The sequence below is a fragment of the Bacteroides muris (ex Afrizal et al. 2022) genome (genome assembly GCF_004793475.1).
Taxonomy (GTDB): Bacteria; Bacteroidota; Bacteroidia; order Bacteroidales; family Bacteroidaceae; genus Bacteroides; species Bacteroides muris.
This window is the reverse complement of sequence record NZ_SRYZ01000012.1, coordinates 1-17,705: the sequence shown is the minus strand read 5'-3', so window position 1 is coordinate 17,705 and position 17,705 is coordinate 1. Positions and strand designations below refer to the sequence as shown.

The 17,705-nt window shown below is 44.8% G+C and carries 19 protein-coding genes and 1 tRNA gene; 9 read left to right on the top strand and 11 right to left on the bottom strand.

Annotation, left to right across the window (positions count from 1 at the left end):
* Positions 1-6: 6 nt before the first annotated feature.
* The 7 genes from E5355_RS07385 to E5355_RS07355 all read left to right on the top strand — a co-directional run bounded on the left by E5355_RS07385 (position 7) and on the right by E5355_RS07355 (position 4,203).
* Complete coding sequence (locus E5355_RS07385) at positions 7-720, top strand: hypothetical protein (protein WP_136009810.1); 714 nt, start codon at positions 7-9, stop codon at positions 718-720.
* On the top strand, positions 717-1,496 hold the full coding sequence (locus tag E5355_RS07380) for a TatD family hydrolase (RefSeq protein WP_136009809.1): 780 nt from the start codon (positions 717-719) through the stop codon (positions 1,494-1,496). Before E5355_RS07385 ends, E5355_RS07380 begins: the two co-directional genes overlap by 4 nt.
* 162 nt (positions 1,497-1,658) lie before the next feature.
* Positions 1,659-1,746: transfer RNA gene (locus tag E5355_RS07375), tRNA-Ser, on the top strand.
* Between the two features lie 77 nt (positions 1,747-1,823).
* Complete coding sequence (locus E5355_RS07370; RefSeq protein WP_136009808.1) at positions 1,824-2,618, top strand: MotA/TolQ/ExbB proton channel family protein; 795 nt, start codon at positions 1,824-1,826, stop codon at positions 2,616-2,618.
* 5 nt (positions 2,619-2,623) lie between these two features.
* Positions 2,624-3,097 (top strand): hypothetical protein, encoded by a 474-nt coding sequence (locus tag E5355_RS07365; RefSeq protein ID WP_136009807.1) that lies wholly within the window; start codon positions 2,624-2,626, stop codon positions 3,095-3,097.
* A 51-nt stretch (positions 3,098-3,148) separates the two neighbouring features.
* Positions 3,149-3,739 carry an ExbD/TolR family protein gene (locus E5355_RS07360; RefSeq protein ID WP_136009806.1) on the top strand — a complete coding sequence of 197 codons (591 nt, stop codon included), beginning with the start codon at positions 3,149-3,151 and terminating at the stop codon, positions 3,737-3,739.
* Complete coding sequence (locus tag E5355_RS07355; RefSeq protein ID WP_136009805.1) at positions 3,739-4,203, top strand: ExbD/TolR family protein; 465 nt, start codon at positions 3,739-3,741, stop codon at positions 4,201-4,203. The genes E5355_RS07360 and E5355_RS07355 overlap by 1 nt, the downstream gene beginning before the upstream one ends.
* A 234-nt stretch (positions 4,204-4,437) precedes the next feature.
* Here E5355_RS07355 and E5355_RS07350 read toward each other — a convergent pair whose 3' ends face one another.
* Together E5355_RS07350 and E5355_RS07345 are read right to left on the bottom strand one after the other, a co-directional pair.
* Positions 4,438-4,971: a GNAT family N-acetyltransferase gene (locus E5355_RS07350; protein WP_136009804.1), complete on the bottom strand. Its 534-nt coding sequence runs from the start codon at positions 4,969-4,971 to the stop codon at positions 4,438-4,440.
* A gap of 24 nt (positions 4,972-4,995) precedes the next feature.
* A complete protein-coding gene (locus E5355_RS07345) occupies positions 4,996-6,273 on the bottom strand; it encodes an IgA Peptidase M64 (RefSeq protein ID WP_136009803.1) in 1,278 nt (425 codons plus the stop codon).
* A 239-nt stretch (positions 6,274-6,512) separates the two neighbouring features.
* Between E5355_RS07345 and E5355_RS07335 the strand changes: the two genes are divergently transcribed.
* A complete protein-coding gene (locus E5355_RS07335) occupies positions 6,513-6,986 on the top strand; it encodes an Lrp/AsnC family transcriptional regulator (RefSeq protein ID WP_136009802.1) in 474 nt (157 codons plus the stop codon).
* Between the two features lie 2 nt (positions 6,987-6,988).
* Here the strand turns inward: E5355_RS07335 and E5355_RS07330 are convergent, their stop codons facing one another.
* The 6 genes from E5355_RS07330 to E5355_RS07305 form a co-directional block, all read right to left on the bottom strand.
* Positions 6,989-7,477, bottom strand: a complete 489-nt coding sequence (locus E5355_RS07330) for a dihydrofolate reductase (RefSeq protein ID WP_136009801.1) — start codon at positions 7,475-7,477, stop codon at positions 6,989-6,991.
* Positions 7,478-7,519: 42 nt separating this feature from the next.
* Complete coding sequence (locus E5355_RS07325) at positions 7,520-8,314, bottom strand: thymidylate synthase (protein ID WP_136009800.1); 795 nt, start codon at positions 8,312-8,314, stop codon at positions 7,520-7,522.
* A gap of 72 nt (positions 8,315-8,386) precedes the next feature.
* The gene (cls, locus tag E5355_RS07320) at positions 8,387-9,535 is read right to left on the bottom strand and encodes a cardiolipin synthase (RefSeq protein ID WP_136009799.1); all 1,149 of its coding nucleotides are present in this window, start codon (positions 9,533-9,535) and stop codon (positions 8,387-8,389) included.
* A 278-nt stretch (positions 9,536-9,813) separates the two neighbouring features.
* Positions 9,814-10,140, bottom strand: a complete 327-nt coding sequence (locus E5355_RS07315) for a DUF5056 domain-containing protein (RefSeq protein WP_136009798.1) — start codon at positions 10,138-10,140, stop codon at positions 9,814-9,816.
* The gene (locus tag E5355_RS07310) at positions 10,127-10,672 is read right to left on the bottom strand and encodes an RNA polymerase sigma factor (RefSeq protein ID WP_136009797.1); all 546 of its coding nucleotides are present in this window, start codon (positions 10,670-10,672) and stop codon (positions 10,127-10,129) included. The genes E5355_RS07315 and E5355_RS07310 overlap by 14 nt, the downstream gene beginning before the upstream one ends.
* A complete protein-coding gene (locus E5355_RS07305) occupies positions 10,669-11,391 on the bottom strand; it encodes a DUF6249 domain-containing protein (RefSeq protein WP_246866904.1) in 723 nt (240 codons plus the stop codon). The genes E5355_RS07310 and E5355_RS07305 overlap by 4 nt, the downstream gene beginning before the upstream one ends.
* Before the next feature lie 166 nt (positions 11,392-11,557).
* On the opposite strand from E5355_RS07305, the gene E5355_RS07300 reads away from it, so the two are divergent.
* Entirely contained in the window at positions 11,558-13,015 is a 1,458-nt protein-coding gene (locus E5355_RS07300) for a methyltransferase RsmF C-terminal domain-like protein (RefSeq protein WP_136009796.1), read from the top strand.
* Positions 13,016-13,205: 190 nt separating this feature from the next.
* Here the strand turns inward: E5355_RS07300 and E5355_RS07295 are convergent, their stop codons facing one another.
* The 3 genes from E5355_RS07295 to E5355_RS07285 form a co-directional block, all read right to left on the bottom strand.
* Positions 13,206-15,374, bottom strand: coding sequence for a peptidase domain-containing ABC transporter (locus E5355_RS07295; RefSeq protein WP_136009795.1), 2,169 nt, complete (start codon positions 15,372-15,374; stop codon positions 13,206-13,208).
* Positions 15,375-15,388: 14 nt separating this feature from the next.
* Positions 15,389-16,561 (bottom strand): HlyD family secretion protein, encoded by a 1,173-nt coding sequence (locus E5355_RS07290; protein WP_136009794.1) that lies wholly within the window; start codon positions 16,559-16,561, stop codon positions 15,389-15,391.
* 917 nt (positions 16,562-17,478) lie between these two features.
* A partial coding sequence (locus E5355_RS07285) for a hypothetical protein (protein ID WP_210434522.1) occupies positions 17,479-17,705 on the bottom strand: 227 nt, incomplete at its 5' end.

Genomic DNA, 17,705 nt, shown 5'->3' with positions numbered 1-17,705 from the left:
GAGAAAATGCCTTATAGAAGATTGCCTAATACGGATCAAGCAAGAATACGGGCACTGAAAGCAGTGGTTGTCAAGGGCGATATATGTAATGTGTATGATTTGGCCGTATCTTTGAAGGCGTTGACTGATGCACGGAATTTTCTTCCAAAGTTTGAAGCTGCGCAAGCTTATTATACCGAATGCTTTGAACGGCAGGCGCGAGCGGGACGTAAGCATCAGGCTAATGTGAAGACTGCCCGTCTGTATATCTCTCATTTTATCCAGGTGTTGAATTTAGCTGTCATCCGTTCTGAAGTGCGCATTGCCCATAAGGAATATTACGGTTTGGATGTAAGCAACAATAATGTGCCCGATTTAGCGACAGAGGCTGCTTTGGCAGAGTGGGGGCGTAAAGTCGTGGATGGGGAGAACAAGCGTATATCCCAGGGGGGTATTCCCATTTATAACCCTACGATTGCGAAAGTGAGGGTGCATTATGATATTTTTATGGATAGTTATGAGAAGCAAAAGAATCTTCAATCTTTAACAGCCCGTAGTTTGGAGGCCTTGGCTTCAATGCGTGCAGAGGCCGATAGATTGATTCTTGATATATGGAACCAAATTGAAAAGAGATTCGAGGAAGTCACTCCCAATGAGAAGCGTTTGGATTTATGTCGTGATTATGGAATAATCTATTATTACCGTACCGGTGAAAAACGTAAAGATTCAGTTGAAGAATGAGATTGATTGATTCACATTCCCACCTTTTTTTAGAAGAGTTTGCAGAGGATTTGCCACAAGTAATGAACCGTGCCCGTGAAGCAGGAGTCACACATATCTTCATGCCCAATATCGACAGTACCACCATCGAGCCTATGCTTCGGGTGTGTCGTGAATATGAAGGATATTGTTATCCAATGATTGGACTACATCCTACATCTGTGGATGCAGGTTATGAAAAGGAGTTGGAAACAGTGGCCCGGGAACTGACCTCTCCAAACGAATTTGTTGCGGTTGGCGAGATTGGAATGGACTTGTATTGGGATAAGACTTTCCTGAAAGAGCAGCAAAGGGCGTTGGACAGACAGATTGAGTGGGCTTTGGAATACGATTTACCGGTAGTGCTCCATTGCCGGGAAGCGTTCGACCATATATATAATGTGTTGAGTCCCTATCGGCAGACTCCTTTGAAAGGTATCTTGCATAGTTTTACGGGGACGTCAGAGGAGGCTCTCAGGATAATGGAATTTGCAGATTTTATGATAGGAATAAACGGTGTGGTCACTTTCAAGAAATCAACTTTACCCGAAGTCTTAAAGAATATTCCTTTGGAACGTATCGTGCTGGAAACCGATTCTCCTTATCTGACTCCGGTTCCTAATCGGGGTAAAAGGAATGAGAGTGCATATGTTAAGGATACTTTGATAAAAGTAGCCGGAATTTATGGGAAGTCTCCTGAAAAGGTGGCTCAGATAACTTCTGATAACGCTTTAAAAGTGTTCGGAATGCTCAAATAAGCTCTTTGAGATTTTAAAGTTTATTAATTTTGAGATTTTATTTAATATAAAATGGGTCGAATGAAGCAGAACAACAAAAAAAAGAATACATTTGTAGCTGAAAACGCTTGTGGTTCGCATTTTTTTTGTAATTTGCACCCGATTTCGGAAAAGGCGTTTATTGGAGAGATGCTCGAGTGGTTGAAGAGGCACGCCTGGAAAGCGTGTATACCCCTAAAGGGTATCCGGGGTTCGAATCCCCGTCTCTCCGCAGTGGGATAAAATGAAGATAAAACAACAAATTATAATAAATAAATTAATTAATTAATCTTAAAAATTAGACACACAATGAAAAAGTTATTTGCAATTGTTGCTGTGATGGGAGCCTTGACATTTGGCTCAACTCAACTTGCTCAGGCTCAAGATGCTCCTGCGGCTGAACAAACAGAACAAGTGGCTTCTGCAGCCGATGCTGCTTCTCCTGCTGTAGCAGAAGTTGAAGGTGGTATTCACAAGGAATTGAAAACAAAGTTTATTGAAGGTACCGCATCTTTCATGAGTTTGGTAGCTATCGCTTTGGTTATCGGTCTTGCTTTCTGTATTGAACGTATCATCTATTTGAGTTTAGCTGAAATTAATACAAAGAAATTTATGGCTGCTATCGAAGTTGCTTTGGAAAAAGGTGACGTTGAAGCTGCTAAAGACATCGCACGTAACACAAGGGGTCCTATCGCTTCTATCTACTATCAAGGCTTGATGAGAATTGATCAAGGCATCGATGTGGTAGAAAAGTCTGTAGTATCTTATGGTGGCGTACAAGCTGGATACTTGGAAAAAGGTTGCTCTTGGATTACATTGTTTATCGCTATGTCTCCGTCTTTGGGATTTATGGGTACTGTAATCGGTATGGTGCAGGCATTTGATAAGATTCAACAAGTAGGTGATATCTCTCCGACGGTTGTTGCTGGTGGTATGAAGGTTGCCTTGATTACTACTATCTTCGGTTTGATTGCTGCTTTGGTTCTGCAGGTATTCTACAACTATATCCTTTCTAAGATTGAAGCTTTGACAAGCGAAATGGAAGATTCTTCTATCACCCTGTTGGATATGGTTATCAAATATGATTTGAAATACAAAAAATAATTAAGATGGCTAAGTTATCATATAAAATTTCATACTACATACTGTATGCCATGTTTGCTGTCATTTTGGTGGTAATTGGCTTGTTCTTCTTCGGTGGAGACGCTCAAGGCGATGCAGTAGTAATGGGGGTAGACCCGGAAATGTGGCAGCCGGCTTATACGGACGCATTGTTGTACTTGACTTATGCGCTCTTTGCTATTGTTTCAGTAGCAGCTGTTGTTAGCTTCTTCCATTTCTTGGTTAGTAACCCGAAAGCTTCTATGGGTTCTCTCTATGTGTTGGCTGGTTCACTCATTGTTCTCGGCATTACATGGTGTATGGGTAGCCCCGAAAAGTTGGAAATCATTAGCTATGGTGGTACAGATAACGTAGGTTTTTGGGCCCAGGCTACTGATATGTTCTTGTATTCTCTTTATACACTCTTTGTATTGGCTATCATTTGCATGCTATTGGGTGGTATTAAAAAGAAATTGTCATAATAGTTAACATAAGAGGATTCTTTTGGGAATCTTTGATAAAAGAAAAGAATAATGGCAAAAAAGAAAAGAGAAGTTCCCGAAGTCAACTCCAGTTCTACGGCGGACATTGCATTCTTGCTGCTCATCTTCTTCTTGATTACAACTTCTATGGACACAGACCGTGGTTTGGCAAGACGTTTGCCGCCTCCGCCGGAAAAAGACCAACAGGTAGATGATCAGAAGAAAAAAGAACGCAATGTATTGCAGGTCTTCTTGAATATGAACGACCAGTTGATGTGTGGTAACGATTATATTAATGTAGAGCAATTGCGTGCGAAAGCAAAAGAATTCATTGCCAATCCGTATAACGATGAAGCCAAACCCGAGAAGATGGCTAAGAATGTACAGTTCTTTGGTACGGTTCAGGTAACGGAAAATCATGTGGTTTCTTTGCGTTGTGACCGCACCTCTTCATACAAGGCATATATGGCCGTTCAGAATGAGTTGGTGGCAGCATATAATGAGTTGCGTGATGAATTGGCTCAGGAAAAGTGGCAGAAGAATTATGCAGACTTGGATGTAGAACAGCAGGATGCAATTCGTGAAATTTATCCTCAGAGAATTTCTGAGGCTGAACCTAAAAAGTACGGAGAAAAGAAGTAATGGGAAAATTTAATAAGACTGGTAAACGTGGCATGCCTGCGTTGAACACTTCTTCTCTGCCTGACCTTATCTTCACCTTGTTGTTCTTCTTTATGATTGTAACAACGATGCGTGAGGTAACATTGAAGGTTGAGTTTAAGGTTCCGCAAGCCACTGAATTGGAAAAACTTGAAAAGAAGTCTTTGGTTACGTTTATCTATGTAGGAAAACCTACTGCTGAGTTTCGTAAGAAATTAGGTAACGAAAGCCGTATTCAGTTGAACGACAGCTATGCTGAAGTGGCTGATATTCAGGATTACGTTATTGGTGAACGTGCTAGTATGAAGGAAGAAGATCAACCGCAGATGACTGTGTCGTTGAAGGTTGACCAAGATACAAAAATGGGTATCGTGACAGATATCAAAGAGGCACTTCGTCAAGCTTATGCGTTGAAAATTAACTACTCTGCGCAACCGCGTCAGTAAGAAGTTGATTAAATGAATATGATAAAGGTCGTTTCGATGAATGAAACGACCTTTATTGTTTTCAGTATATAAGTCTTTAAAATTATAACTGTTTAGAGAAACTTGAAGTTTAAGAGTGAAACTTTATACGAAAGCTTTTCTGATTGTTGTTGCAGGGTATGATAGCAAAAATTGAATAAGCCTGCATATAAGATTACAAATCTGCAAGCAGCGTTTTGGACAGTAGTTGAATTGTTATTTCACATTATATACTTCTCGATAAATACATTCTTTCACAGAATCAAAATCCTTTTCGCATTCCAGGTTTCCATAAGCCATGAGGAGCATGGGAAGATAGTTGTCTCCTACTTTATATGGTGGCTGTTGGTAGGGCTCTTCCCATAAAGAGAATCCTTGCCGTTGATAGAAGTTGATGCGGCGTTGTGCCATCTCTTCCTCAGGTATTTCCACTTCCAGGATAATGGGGTGTTTTAAAAGTTGACACAAATGGTTTAGTACGCTTTTTCCGTGCCCACCGTTACGTAGTGTAGGAGCAATAGCAAAATGCTCTATATAATGGAAATGTCCGAAATCCCAATAAGTAATGAGACCTACCGGCATGTTGTTATGAAAGATAATATTGTTATAGAAGTGCGTTTTGGTATCCGTATACTTGCGCAGTTCTTCCAGTTCCCGATATTCTTTCGAGGGGAACGATTGAATCATTAATTCCTCCATGTAGCTGTATAGGTCTGTGTCAGCTGTAGTAATGCGTTGAAGCTTAATCATGATTTTTTTAAGTTTAGTTTGTTTCTATTCTGTGTAAAATTCAATGACGCGGCGGATGGCCCGTTCGCAGACAGGGCAGAAAGTAGGGTATTCATTGGTACGCATACGGCAATTATCTGCCGGACGGTATATGCCTTTGGCAGAATAACCTGCTCCTTCGTATACGCCTACGCGGTATGTTTTACTTTCAGAGGTGGGAGTGGGAACGGGAGTTTTTTGTGCGAGCATATCTTCCCATTTGGAACTGAAATCGATTCTTGTGCTGATATTCTGTTCCCAAGGTTCCACATCTAAAGGATAGGTGTCTGTCATCACATCATCGTCATAGAAGTATTCATCAGCCAGTCCTCCAAAGCTATGTCCGAACTCATGCACCACAACGGGGCGGAACATGGGATGATGGGCGGTGGTAAGAGTATAGGAATTATAGATTCCGCCACCACCGTATTCTTCCGTATTGGCAAGGATGATGATATGTTCGTATGGTATTCCCGCCAGGGCATCGTGCATGGATTTCACGCGTGAGGTCGTCAGATACCGGTCTGAATAGAACGTGCTGAAGTGAGAGTTGAATGCTGTCCGTTTCCATTCTCCGAGGCGTGGTACGCTCACTCCACTGTCTTCTGAGGGGCTGGCTACGGCTACGATATTGAAACGCTTCTTCATGGACCGGAAGGGTTCGTGGGCAAACAGGCTTTCGCAGGCAATGGCGGCGTCTTCGTAGAACACAGACATTTCTTCGGGTGTATACCCTTCTGCAAGGATGGCGACATCGATGCATTTATCCGTATTGCCGCTTTGCAGCAGATATTTGTGTGGCGTGATGTGGGCAGTTCCTTTCTGATGTATCAGGATATCGTCGGGATTGACTGTATGCTTCATGCTTGCCCGTACATTTCTACGTGGGTCAAAAAGAGTTATTTCTATTTCTGCAGGACGCAGGGGATGGGGAAGGAGAAAGGTGTTTTCGAGTCCTTTGGTCACGGCTTTGGCCTCATCTGTTTCCAGCCACTCCTGGAAGAGTGAAGAAAAGGATGTCTTGTAGATTACGTTGCCATTGGCTGCATCTCGCATAATGATTTGCCCGTTTCCTTGCAGGGGGAGTTCAGACAAATGATGTTTTCTCCCTGCCCAAGAGGGGAGACAAGACAAACCATCCAGGCATATTTCTTGTTTGGCTGCATTTCCGGTAAAGATATAGTCGACACGTAGGGTCTTATCCGCAAAATAATCGGCAAAGCGTTGAGCATGCAAGGATATTGTCGCCATCAAGCATAATAGGAATAAGGAATACTTTTTCATAATGGTTCATTATTATTGATGAGACAAAGATAATATCTTTAAAGCTCATCTGCAATTTTCCAGTCGTGCGAGATGGAATTTTGCATATGCATTTTGAAAGGTCTGATATGTGGCATTATTCTTTTTTTGCAAGAAAAGTTATAAGCCGTATTTTTTATTGGCGAAAAAATATCTAACTTTGCATGTTGCCGTATAGGTATGCGGGAGATATAGTAATTTATTAATCATTAGAATTTGAAATGGGACATCATCAATTGGATACTTTAGACGAACAGATTTTAAAACTTATAGCCGATAATGCACGCATTCCTTTTCTTGAAGTGGCCAGGGCTTGTAATGTATCGGGTGCAGCCATCCATCAGCGCATTCAAAAGCTGACAAACTTAGGTATATTGAAAGGTTCTGAATATGTGATTGATCCGGAGAAGATAGGATACGAAACATGTGCCTATATCGGTATCTATCTAAAGGATCCAGCTTCTTTTGATGCTGTGACGAGGGCATTGGAAGCTATCCCTGAGATTGTGGAATGTCATTTTACGACGGGCAAGTATGATATGTTCATAAAGCTTTATGCCCGCAACAACCATCATTTGTTGAGCATCATACATGATAAGTTGCAGCCGCTGGGATTGGCGCGTACGGAAACCTTGATTTCTTTCCACGAAGCCATCAAGCGGCAGATGCCTATAACGGTAGAAGAAGAAGATTGATTCTACCGGCGGATATAATCGATAAATGCATAAGGGCAGGGATGCTTCTCATCTACGGGATGGGACTCCCTGCTTTTTTCTTGCCATATAGTCGGATTGATTTCGGGAAAGTAGGCGTCTACTTGAGGAGCTTCTGCATCTACTTCAGTTAGGCAGAGGGCATCTGCAAAGGGGAGTGCCTGACGATAAACGCTTGCACCGCCGATGATGTAGACGTGTTCGTCGGGCCGGCAACTGTTCAGTGCTTCTTCCAGTGAGGAGAAAACTTCTGCACCGGGACAGAACAAATCTTTTTGAGTGGACAGAACAATGTTGCGGCGGTTGGGAAGCGCGCCTTTGGGGAGAGATTCAAAGGTTTTTCGGCCCATGATGATGGTATTTCCCGTGGTGAGAGCTTTGAAACGCTTCAAATCATTGGGAAGCCAGAATAGCAACCGGTTCTGATAACCGATGCCTCTCTTTCTATCTACTGCGGCAATAATATTAATCATATCTCTGTAGAATTCCTTTCTCTTTCTATCTTGTTATAGGATTTATACTGATACTTTCCCTGCAATATGCGGATGCGGGTTATAGTTGACCAGCTTGAAATCCTCGAACTTGAAGTCGAAGATGTCTTTCACATCCGGATTAATTCTCATCTGCGGCAAATCCCGCGGTTCACGAGATAGTTGTAGCTTTACCTGTTCCAAATGGTTCAGATAGATGTGGGCGTCTCCTAAAGTATGGATGAAATCTCCGGCTTTCAGTCCGGTGACTTGTGCCATCATTTGCAGGAGCAGGGCATAGGAGGCAATGTTGAAAGGCACTCCTAAGAAAATGTCCGCACTACGCTGGTACAGTTGCAGGCTCAGTTTTCCATTGGCTACATAGAACTGGAAGAAGGCATGGCAGGGAGGGAGGTTCATATTGTTCAAATCGCCTACATTCCATGCACTGACAATAATCCGGCGTGAGTCGGGATGATGCTTGATTGTTTCGACCGCTTCACTGATTTGGTCGATGAATCCCCCTTTATAGTCCGGCCAAGAGCGCCATTGATACCCGTAGATATGTCCCAGGTCGCCGTTTTCGTCTGCCCATTCGTTCCAGATACGTACGCCGTTGTCTTGAAGATATTTCACATTGGTGTTTCCTTGGAGGAACCATAGCAGTTCGTATATGATTGATTTCAGATGTAGCTTCTTGGTAGTAAGGCAGGGGAAGCCTTCGTCTATGTTGAAACGCATTTGGTGTCCGAATACGCTGATGGTGCCGGTACCCGTACGGTCGCTTTTCTCTACGCCTTCGGTCAGTACGCGGTTCAGCAGGTCTAAATATTGTTTCATGATGTTGTTCTGTTTTTATCCCAACGCAAAGGTAGGGGAATTAATCAAAGATTAATAATTAATAATTAGAAATTAGAGGAAGGGGGTCATCAAGTTTCCCACCCAGCCTACAAATTTCTTCCATCCGGAACGTTTTTTCCAGACTTCGGGAGTGAGTAGCGTACTGTTTTGCACGTCCCGTTCGAACATGGCATTCAGCTCATTGGTGGTCTTGGGGTCGAAGATGAAAGCGTTTGTCTCGTAGTCATAGCGCAGGCTGCGGCTATTAAGATTGGCAGTACCCACCGTGCAGAAAGTGCTGTCTACCGTCATTATCTTGGAATGGTGGAAGCCGCCGTTGAAGAGATATATCTTGGCTCCTTTCTTCATCAGCTTGTGTGCTATGTAGAATGAGGCATCCGGCGTGAAGGCTATGTCGGACACGGCAGGTATCATGATTTCCACTTCAGTACCTTTTTTCAGTGCGTTCTTGATTGCTTTGCGGATTGATTTGGTCGGAACGAAATAAGGATTCACGATTCGGATACTCTTCTGTGCGGCTTGTATGGAAGCTGCGTATGCATGGCTGATGGAACGTGGTGTTTCGCGTGGCGTGCGGTCTACGATGGCTATTTCTTCGGCAATGCTGTCGGGCAGTTGCGGAATGTCCGGAAAATAGGCGGGACCTCCAACGTGTTCTCCCGTCTCCCGGTTCCACATGGTCAGGAAGATGCCCTGCAGATAGCGTACGGCATCTCCTTCAAGATGTATGTGCATATCGTGCCATTTACCGATTTTGGGTAATCCGTTGATGTAGTAGTCGGCGATATTCATGCCGCCGGTATAACCTATCTTGCCATCAATCACTACTATTTTCCGATGATCGCGGTGTATGGCATGATTCACCCAGGGAAAAGTGATAGGATCGAACTTGACGATTTCGATGCCTTGGGCGCAGATGAATTTCAGATGGCGTTCTTTCAATGGCTGGTTGTTGGACCAGTTGCCGAAAGCATCAAACATGGCGCGGACTTCAACCCCTTCCTTGACCTTCTCTGCCAGAAGGCTGAACAAGGCATTGGCTATGGAGTCGTTGCGGAAGTTGAAGTATTCCAGATGGATATGGTGCCGGGCATGGCGGATATTCTCGAAGAGGTCAACGAACTTGTCATGACCGGTCATCAGTAATTTCACTTCATTGTTATAAGTAACGGGAGCGCCCATTTCCTTCAAGTAATTCATGACAATGGAATCGCTTGTTGTTTGCGCTCCGATATTTACAATAGAAAAAACGAATAATATGATGAATGGTATCTTTCTCAAAACTTTCTCCTCTTATTTAGTTTTCCGAGCGAGCAAAGATACAATTTCTTGTTGATATATGTTTGTTCGTTTAAAAAAAATTAGTCCTTACCAATGGCTCTTTCATTTAACGAAAAAGCCGTGGCCCTTACCTTATTAGATAAGAGCCACTTTATTAGAAGAGCAGAGGTTGTCTTTCTCCGGGCATGGATATATATTTATGCCATAGATGCAATCTTGCGGTAACCGAAATAGAGCAATACCACTCCGGCAATGATTAACGATTTGGGGTCAAGTTCCGAAGCTCCGCTCCGGATGGAAGTATCGAAGGTTTCGCGCAAGGTGTCCAGTATCAGTTGCACTCCGTCGAGGACGACGAACAGCACGAGGGTCAGTGTAAAGCAGAATGTTGTCCATATCTGTGCCAAGTGACGGCTGCGGCCGGGCAGATGTCGTAGAACGCGGCGGCTGAATCCGTTATCGGCTATCTCCTGCCGGTGTTCGGCAAAGAATGAAGTCAGGAGTTTATCATCATTTTCCATCATAACCATTTTGTTTTAAGTAGGAAGCCATCTTGTCTTTCGCCCGCGAGAGGTGGCTTTTTACCGTTCCCGCCGGACATCCGGTGATACCTGCAATCTTTTCGATGCTTTGGTCTTCCAGGTAGAAGAGCGTGATGCAGGTGCGTTCCATTTCCCTCAGTGTGGCCAAGGCATGGTAAATGTCCATGTGCTGTCCCACGTCCTGCTGCAGTGTGCTGTATTGAGCGTCCACCCGGTACGTATCCAAATCGTCCGTTTCCTTCCGGCTGCGAATATAATCATAAAAAACATTATAAGCAATACGGTAAAGCCAGGTTGAGAAGCTGGACAGATTTTTGAACGAAGCGATGTTTGTATAGGCTTTGATAAATGTATCTTGTGCCAAGTCGTCACTCAATTCGCTGTCGCCGCAGGTCTGGTGCAGGAAGAATCGCCGCACGGGCGACTGGTATTTCCTAACCAACTGGTCGAAGGCTCTGGTGTTGTGAAACACCACGACCTGTGCGACTAACGAAATGTCCCCCATCTGGCTCATTCTTCCTCGTTGTCTTTTGGGGAGTAGCTGATTTCAGTGTTTCCCGCCTTCACGTTTCTTTTTCCGCTATTCTTGTCGTACTCTACATGGATGAAGGGACTGTTGTCTTTGCTCTGCTGGGTGTAGTAGATTACCAATTGTCCGAAACCGGTAAACATAATCAATAGGCCGATACATCCGAGACCGAATTCTCCGGTGATGGCCCAAAGGAAGATGAACAGGCCGATGCCGACGAATATGTTGTTGATGCCTTTGCTGCGGATGTCTGTTGCTGCGGCTTCTTTGAAGAAGTTTTCTGGTAGTTGCTGTCCGCTGGCCAGGGCTTGTTCCGCCAGGCGGTACTTGGCTTTCCGGTTTTTATAGCGGAAGAAGAATACTACAAATATGATGAACAGCGGCAGTCCGAATATAAAGACGATGGCTGTTACAGCAATCACGGTTTCCGAGGTCTTGCTTCCGAGGTCGAACCCGTTCCAGTCGATACCGTTGCTGTGGTGGGTTCTCCATTTTTCCGGGGTGTCGCTACTGTCGACACCGTTTTCATAAGTCATGACACTGAGTGTGTCTGTTACGGTTTCTCCATTGATGACAGTGTCTCTCAATTCGATGACTCTTTTCTTGTTTCCTTGGCCGTCGTTCTCTGTTACGGTTCTGTTTGCGCCTTGCACCAGTGTGCAGAACATCACGGCAAGTATTAATCCCAAAATGATACGTTTCATAATCTATGGTCTTTTTAATTTGTTTCTTTGTTGGTTAGACGTATCGTCACCTTTATAAAGTTGCAAAGAGAGTATCTTTTTTTCAGAAAACCGGAAATAAGGCGATATTTTTAATGAAAATGTCTTATTGTCTTTTATCTTTGCCCTCGCAAAAACAGTTCAGAGCATGGAATTACCCTCATCTTTCACCGATTATACACGCGCCCTCTTGGGTGTGGAAGAATATGAAAAGCTGGCTGCCGCCCTGGAAGGGGAGCAGCCGGTCAGTATACGACTGAATGAAGATAAGTTGTCCGAATCTTCATTCGGTCATTTTCGCTCCTCTTTTGAGCATGTCCCTTGGTCTGCTGCAGGATACTATCTGGACAAGCGGCTGACATTCACTTTTGACCCGCTGTTTCATGCAGGCTGCTACTATGTGCAAGAAGCCTCGTCCATGTTTGTGGGGCAGGCTTTGAGGCAGAATGTGGGCGAAGAGCCGGTGGTGATGCTTGACCTCTGTGCGGCTCCCGGCGGAAAATCCACGCATGCCCGTAGCGTATTGCCTGCAGGTAGTCTGTTGGTGGCCAATGAGGTAATCCGCAACCGCTCGCAGATATTGGCGGAGAATCTTACGAAGTGGGGGGATTCCGGTGTGGTGGTCACTAATAATGATCCGGCAGATTTTTCTTCGTTGACGGATTTCTTCGATGTTGTATTGACAGATGTCCCCTGTTCCGGTGAGGGGATGTTCCGTAAAGACCCCGTTGCGGTAAGTGAGTGGAGTGGGGAGAATGTGGAAATCTGCTGGCAGCGCCAGCGTCGCATCGTTACGGATATCTGGCCTTGCTTGAAGCCCGGAGGCATTCTCATCTACAGTACTTGTACCTATAATACAAAGGAAAACGAAGAGAACATCCGTTGGATACGGGATGAATTCGGGGCGGAAGTATTGCCGTTGGAAATCTCTGCTGACTGGAATATTACGGGTAATCTATTGTCGGGAGAGGACTTTCCCGCCTATCGTTTCCTGCCCCATCGGACGAAAGGGGAAGGATTCTTTTTGGCAGTTCTCCGCAAACCGGGCGTGAGTGACGGGAATACCTGGGCCGGGCAGGTGAAATCCCGGGAAAAAGGAAGAAAACCCCAAGGAAAAGGAGCGAAAACTCCGGGTGTTTCCAAAGAACAGCTTTCGGCACTGCGTGAGTGGCTTGCGGCTCCGGACAATTATGAATTTATCGTCAATGGCAACAACGTCAGTGCTTTCCCTAAAGAATATCTCTCCGAGTTGTCGGCTTTGCGCTCATCACTCCGCATCGTGCAGACCGGGGTGGATGTTGCCGAGTTGAAAGGAAAAGACTGGATGCCTGCTCATGGGCTCGCCATGAGTATAGCGCTGAATCCGTATGCCTTTGCCCGCGAAGAGATAGGCCGCGGGCAAGCCATCAACTACCTGCGCAAGGAGGCTGTTGTCCTTTCGGAGACTGCTCCGCGCGGCATTGTCTTGCTCACCTACAAACAGATACCTCTAGGATTTGTCAAGAATATAGGTAACCGTGCCAATAATCTTTATCCCCAGGAATGGCGCATACGCAGCGGATATTTGCCGGAAGGGGTGCTGGAATTGGCAACAATAACCGGGTGAAATCAATCACGTTACTGCAAAGCTGCTGTATATATTTTGCAGTAGCACTGCAGAGCTGTTGCAGTGACACTGCAAATATATATGCAGCGCGACTGCAACACATATGCAGTGGTGCTGCAACAGCTCTGCAGTGCGACTGCAAAAAATATGCAGAACTTTGCAGTATAGGACCCATCTGTGTTTTTTGTTTTTATTTAAGAACTTCGAACTGTTCTTTCCAGAGTTTGCGGTATAAACCGTCTTTCTGCGAAAGTTCCTCGTGTGTCCCTTCCTCTTTTACTTCACCATTGTGCAGCACAATAATCCGGTCGGCATGCTTCACGGTGCTCAGCCTATGGGCAATGACGATAACTGTCTTGCCTGCATCCTTCATCACCTGCATCACTATTTTCACCTGATTTTCGGCTATGTTGTCCAGCGAAGAGGTTGCTTCGTCCAGAATAATAATCTCCGGATTCTTGTACAAGGCACGTGCTATGGCAATCCGTTGCCGTTCGCCGCCTGAGAGGTTCACGCCGTGCTCACCGATTTGGGTCTGGTAGCCTTTGGGCTGGCGTTCGATGAACTCTTCCAGTCCGAGCATTTCCATCAAGGCCTTTATCCGTATCATCTTGGGATGCAGTTCGCCTACGGCAATGTTTTCGGCGATGGTTCCGGAGAAAAGCTCGATGTGCTGGGGCACGGTGCCGATGCGTTGGCGCAGGCTCCGGTTGTCTATTTCGGCGATGTCATGCTTGCCGATGCGGATATGTCCTCCTTGAATGGGGTAGATATGTTGCAGCAGTGACATCAGTGTGGTTTTTCCGGAACCGCTTTCACCCACGATGGCTGTCATCTTTCCCTTCTCTATCGTCAGGTTCAGTGCAGAGAAGATGTCCTTGCGCGAACCATACCTGAAGCAGACATTTTCAAAGCTGATGTCTCCTACCATCTCCTCGGTCAGTTCTATCTTCTGCTCCTCGTTCTGTTCGCGTTCCAGGTCCATGATTTGGAAAAGGCGGTCGGCGGCAATCAGTGCGTCTTGTATGGTCTGGTTGGAAGAAATCAGTGAACCGATGGGCGATATGACGTATCCTACCAGCGAGTAGAATACCATCAGCGTGCCCGGCGTAAACTCCTGGTCGATGACCAGCACACTGCCCAGCCACAGGATGGCGATTGTGATTCCGGTTGATACGAACTGTATGCCTCCTTGCGCCATGATGGAACCGTAGATGCTGCGGTAAGTGTTCTTCAGCAGATGTACGAAGCGCGTTTCCGTTTTCAGGTTGGCATATTCCTCGATGCCGAAGCGCTTGATGGTGGAGATGGAGTTGAGAGATTCTACCAGTTGGGCCTCCAGGTCGGCACTGCTCTCCATGATGTGGCGCTGGTATTTGCGGTTCAGCTTGTTGAAGCTGTAGAATATCACCAGGAACAGAGGCGCGGCCAGCAGGGTAATTAGTGCTAGCTTCCACGAGTAGACGAACATCAGGCATACGGAAAACAGCAGTATCATGACGTTGACCAGCAGGTCGAGCGATACGTTGTTGATGAAGTTGCGGATTTTTACGGCATCGTTCACGCGCGATATGATTTCGCCCACCCGCATGGTGTCGAAGAACTGCTGGGGCAGTGTCAGCAGGTGCTTGTAATAGCCCAGTATCAGCGCCGCATCAATCCTTTGTCCGATTTTCAGGGCAAGGATGCTTTTCATGGCGCCGATGAACGTGCGCAGCAACAGCAGGACGAGCATGATGACCCCCATGAGGTTGAGCAGGTTCAGGTTTCTGTCCACCAGTACATAGTCGGTGATTTTCCCAACGTAAATGGAAGTGGATAGTCCCGGAATACTGTAGATAAGTGCTCCGAAGACGGCTTGCAGCATTACGCTTTTGTGCGGTGCCATCAGCGAAAGGAATTTCTTCGTCATGCCGGTTTTCTCATTTCCGGTTTTGAAGGTTGCTTCCGGTTCCATCAGGATGAGCACTCCCGTCCACTCTATCAGGAAGTCCTCATGGTCCATTTTGTGCATCTGTCCGTCTCCGGGGTCCATGTAGACTATGTGCGTGTCCGTCACCTTGTAGATTACGATGAAGTGTTGCAGCTCCTTTTTCACTACGACATGGGCAATGGCGGGCTTGGGCACCACCTTCAATGCATCGAACTCGGCGCGTACGCCTTTGGCAGACAGCCCCAGCTTGGTGGCTGCTTCTATCATTCCCAGCACATTGGTTCCCTTCTGGTCGGTGAAGGCGTATTGACGGATGCGTGCCACGGGAAATTGCAGCCCGTAGTAGGCACATACCGAGGCGAGGCAGGCAGCCCCGCAGTCCGTAATGTCGTGTTGTTTGATTTTGATTCCTTTTCTGAGTCTCATAATTGTTTCCTTTTTTAATTGTTTCTTGCCATCATGTTTTCGCTTTCATATTGTCGCGGATTTGCCCAGTCGTCCATCTTCTGGTATAGCAGGTCGAAGAGCGAACGGCGTGTCACTATGAAATGGGCGCTGACTGTCATTCCCTTCTTCAACCGGCCTATCCGTCCGTTTTTCCGTTTCAGGTAATCGCGCTCCATTTCACATTTCACCTTGTAGAAGGAGTTGCCTTGGGCATCGGTCAGGAAGTCCGATGATATGTCTTTCACCTTTCCCGGCAGAGTTCCCCACTCGTTGTAGTTGAAAGATTCCACTTGCACATGCACCGGCATGCCTATGCTCATGAACCCTATGTTTCGTGGGGCTACGTAGACTTCTGTACACAGCGTGGAGTCGGGGCTGATTACTGCAAGCGACTGGCCTGCCTGAATGCTGCTGCCCTTGTAGATGCCCGAGAACTGGTCTACGGTACCTGCCACCGGGCTGCGTACAATGTACATGTCCTTGTCCTTCTGCTCTTGTTTCAGTGTGGTGCTCATTTCGTTGCACTGGTTGCGATAGCTGTTCAGGTCTGCTTGCCAAGTACTGATTTGGCTTTGTATCAGTGAGGCAAGTTCATTCTGATGGCTTTGATATTGAAAGTAGTAGCTGTCATATTCTTCTTCCGAAATCAGCTTTTTGTTGAACAGAATCTTTTCGCGTTCGTATTCCTTCTTGGCTTTAGTGAGGGATGTTTCCAGTTCGTTTTTCCGTTTGGTGAAGTAGGCGTACTCTTGTCGGCGCACCGGAGAACGGAAATTTGCAGGAACCTCTCCGCGTGACAGATAGGTGAGGTCTGCCAGATGCGCTTCATAGTCGTTCAGGCAGTTGGTCTGATAAGTAATCTTGTAATCGGGATTGCTGGTGCGGAATCGCAGCAGAATATCCCCTTTGTTTACTTGCTGCCCTTCGCGGACGTATACGGAATCTACCAGTTCGGTGACGGCTGCTTTGATTTCCGTCTTTTCCGTTACTGGGCGTATCACTCCGTTGCCTTGTACGGAGATGTCTATATAGATAAAGGGGAGGGAGATGAGGGCGGCGGTAACGGCTGCCAATACTACCCAATAGATGGCTTGTGATTTGGTGGTGTGCTGATAGTTGTAGACTTCAATGCTGTTTTCTATCCATTCGTTCGGTAAAAGTGACATATCTTCTTGCTTTAAGAGTTAATACTTTTGTTCTTGTTGATGGAGCAAAGGTAGGCCGATAAAGGAAGAAGATATGTTAGGGGAATGTTAGTTGTAGGTTAAAATTGAGGTTTATTGAGAGATGAATGTTTTATATCTATTTTTGTGGAGAATTGTGATAATCATCATAATGAAGTATAGAAAGAAATACCTAATATTAGTGCCTAATTTTAATATCATTTTTAGAAATGTAAAAAAGTGATTCTGGGTAAATAGGATTGTTAATCCTATGATAATAATTTAAATTCTCGTATTGTGAGTTATAATATGAGATGAAGAATACTCAATATTTAGGATATTTCTTATATAAAATGAAGATTACAATGGTAGCTATTGAACATCCTAATAATTTAATGAGGTTATTTGTGGAAATCTCAAAGAATGGAAAATGAAAGAGAAGACAAGGGATTAATAATGAAATCAACTTTTTGTTGTTCGTTATTTTCTTTTTATATACTAAGATGAGTATAGAATCGAATGAGAAGGTAAATGTGAATCCACTGATAAAAGATGTACTATAGTAATCATTTGTGCCATATTTTAATAGATATGGTTGGATTATATTATTAGTAATAAAACAGATTGTTGCAGTAAATGCGATACTTAATATTGGTGAAAATTTCATACAACTTTTTGGTTTTAATAGGTGAATACTATCTGCATCATTTGATGCAGATAGTTTCATCATGGTTTTTATAGACTATGGTAGGTTAATAAGCACAAAGTTGCTAGTTCGAAAACAGAAAAGGCTGCTGTCCTTGCTATACCGTAGAGAAGTCCTTCTGTAAGTTCGTTTAATTCGCCACCGTTTATTTCTTGTAATTCTAGGTTGGATAATTCTGTCATCATTGTATGTTAATTTAAAGTTGATATTTATTTTATTTTGTCCAAGAATTCCAACCGGCTTTTAAAGCTTCACATGCACTATTGGGATTCATTATGATATCAGTTATAATTAAACCGAAAATTACTCCTACAAGTCCACCGTTTACATCCTTCATGTCCTGCAAACTCATTTCCTGCATCATTGCATTGTCTTTTAAATTTTTCTTAAGTACATGACAAAAATTTGAAAACATCGAATTTTGGATTATAAGCCGGACGC

Coding starts and splice junctions, on each gene's coding strand:
- E5355_RS07325 (WP_136009800.1), bottom strand. CDS start 8,314: ATGAAACAATATTTAGACCTGCTGAACCGCGTACTGACCGAAGGCGTA.
- E5355_RS07330 (WP_136009801.1), bottom strand. CDS start 7,477: ATGATTAATATTATTGCCGCAGTAGATAGAAAGAGAGGCATCGGTTAT.
- cls (WP_136009799.1), bottom strand. CDS start 9,535: ATGAATTACTTGAAGGAAATGGGCGCTCCCGTTACTTATAACAATGAA.
- E5355_RS07335 (WP_136009802.1), top strand. CDS start 6,513: ATGGGACATCATCAATTGGATACTTTAGACGAACAGATTTTAAAACTT.
- E5355_RS07300 (WP_136009796.1), top strand. CDS start 11,558: ATGGAATTACCCTCATCTTTCACCGATTATACACGCGCCCTCTTGGGT.
- E5355_RS07350 (WP_136009804.1), bottom strand. CDS start 4,971: ATGATTAAGCTTCAACGCATTACTACAGCTGACACAGACCTATACAGC.
- E5355_RS07305 (WP_246866904.1), bottom strand. CDS start 11,391: ATGAAACGTATCATTTTGGGATTAATACTTGCCGTGATGTTCTGCACA.
- E5355_RS07290 (WP_136009794.1), bottom strand. CDS start 16,561: ATGTCACTTTTACCGAACGAATGGATAGAAAACAGCATTGAAGTCTAC.
- E5355_RS07365 (WP_136009807.1), top strand. CDS start 2,624: ATGGCTAAGTTATCATATAAAATTTCATACTACATACTGTATGCCATG.
- E5355_RS07370 (WP_136009808.1), top strand. CDS start 1,824: ATGAAAAAGTTATTTGCAATTGTTGCTGTGATGGGAGCCTTGACATTT.
- E5355_RS07310 (WP_136009797.1), bottom strand. CDS start 10,672: ATGAGCCAGATGGGGGACATTTCGTTAGTCGCACAGGTCGTGGTGTTT.
- E5355_RS07295 (WP_136009795.1), bottom strand. CDS start 15,374: ATGAGACTCAGAAAAGGAATCAAAATCAAACAACACGACATTACGGAC.
- E5355_RS07315 (WP_136009798.1), bottom strand. CDS start 10,140: ATGATGGAAAATGATGATAAACTCCTGACTTCATTCTTTGCCGAACAC.
- E5355_RS07345 (WP_136009803.1), bottom strand. CDS start 6,273: ATGAAAAAGTATTCCTTATTCCTATTATGCTTGATGGCGACAATATCC.
- E5355_RS07380 (WP_136009809.1), top strand. CDS start 717: ATGAGATTGATTGATTCACATTCCCACCTTTTTTTAGAAGAGTTTGCA.
- E5355_RS07355 (WP_136009805.1), top strand. CDS start 3,739: ATGGGAAAATTTAATAAGACTGGTAAACGTGGCATGCCTGCGTTGAAC.
- E5355_RS07385 (WP_136009810.1), top strand. CDS start 7: ATGCCTTATAGAAGATTGCCTAATACGGATCAAGCAAGAATACGGGCA.
- E5355_RS07360 (WP_136009806.1), top strand. CDS start 3,149: ATGGCAAAAAAGAAAAGAGAAGTTCCCGAAGTCAACTCCAGTTCTACG.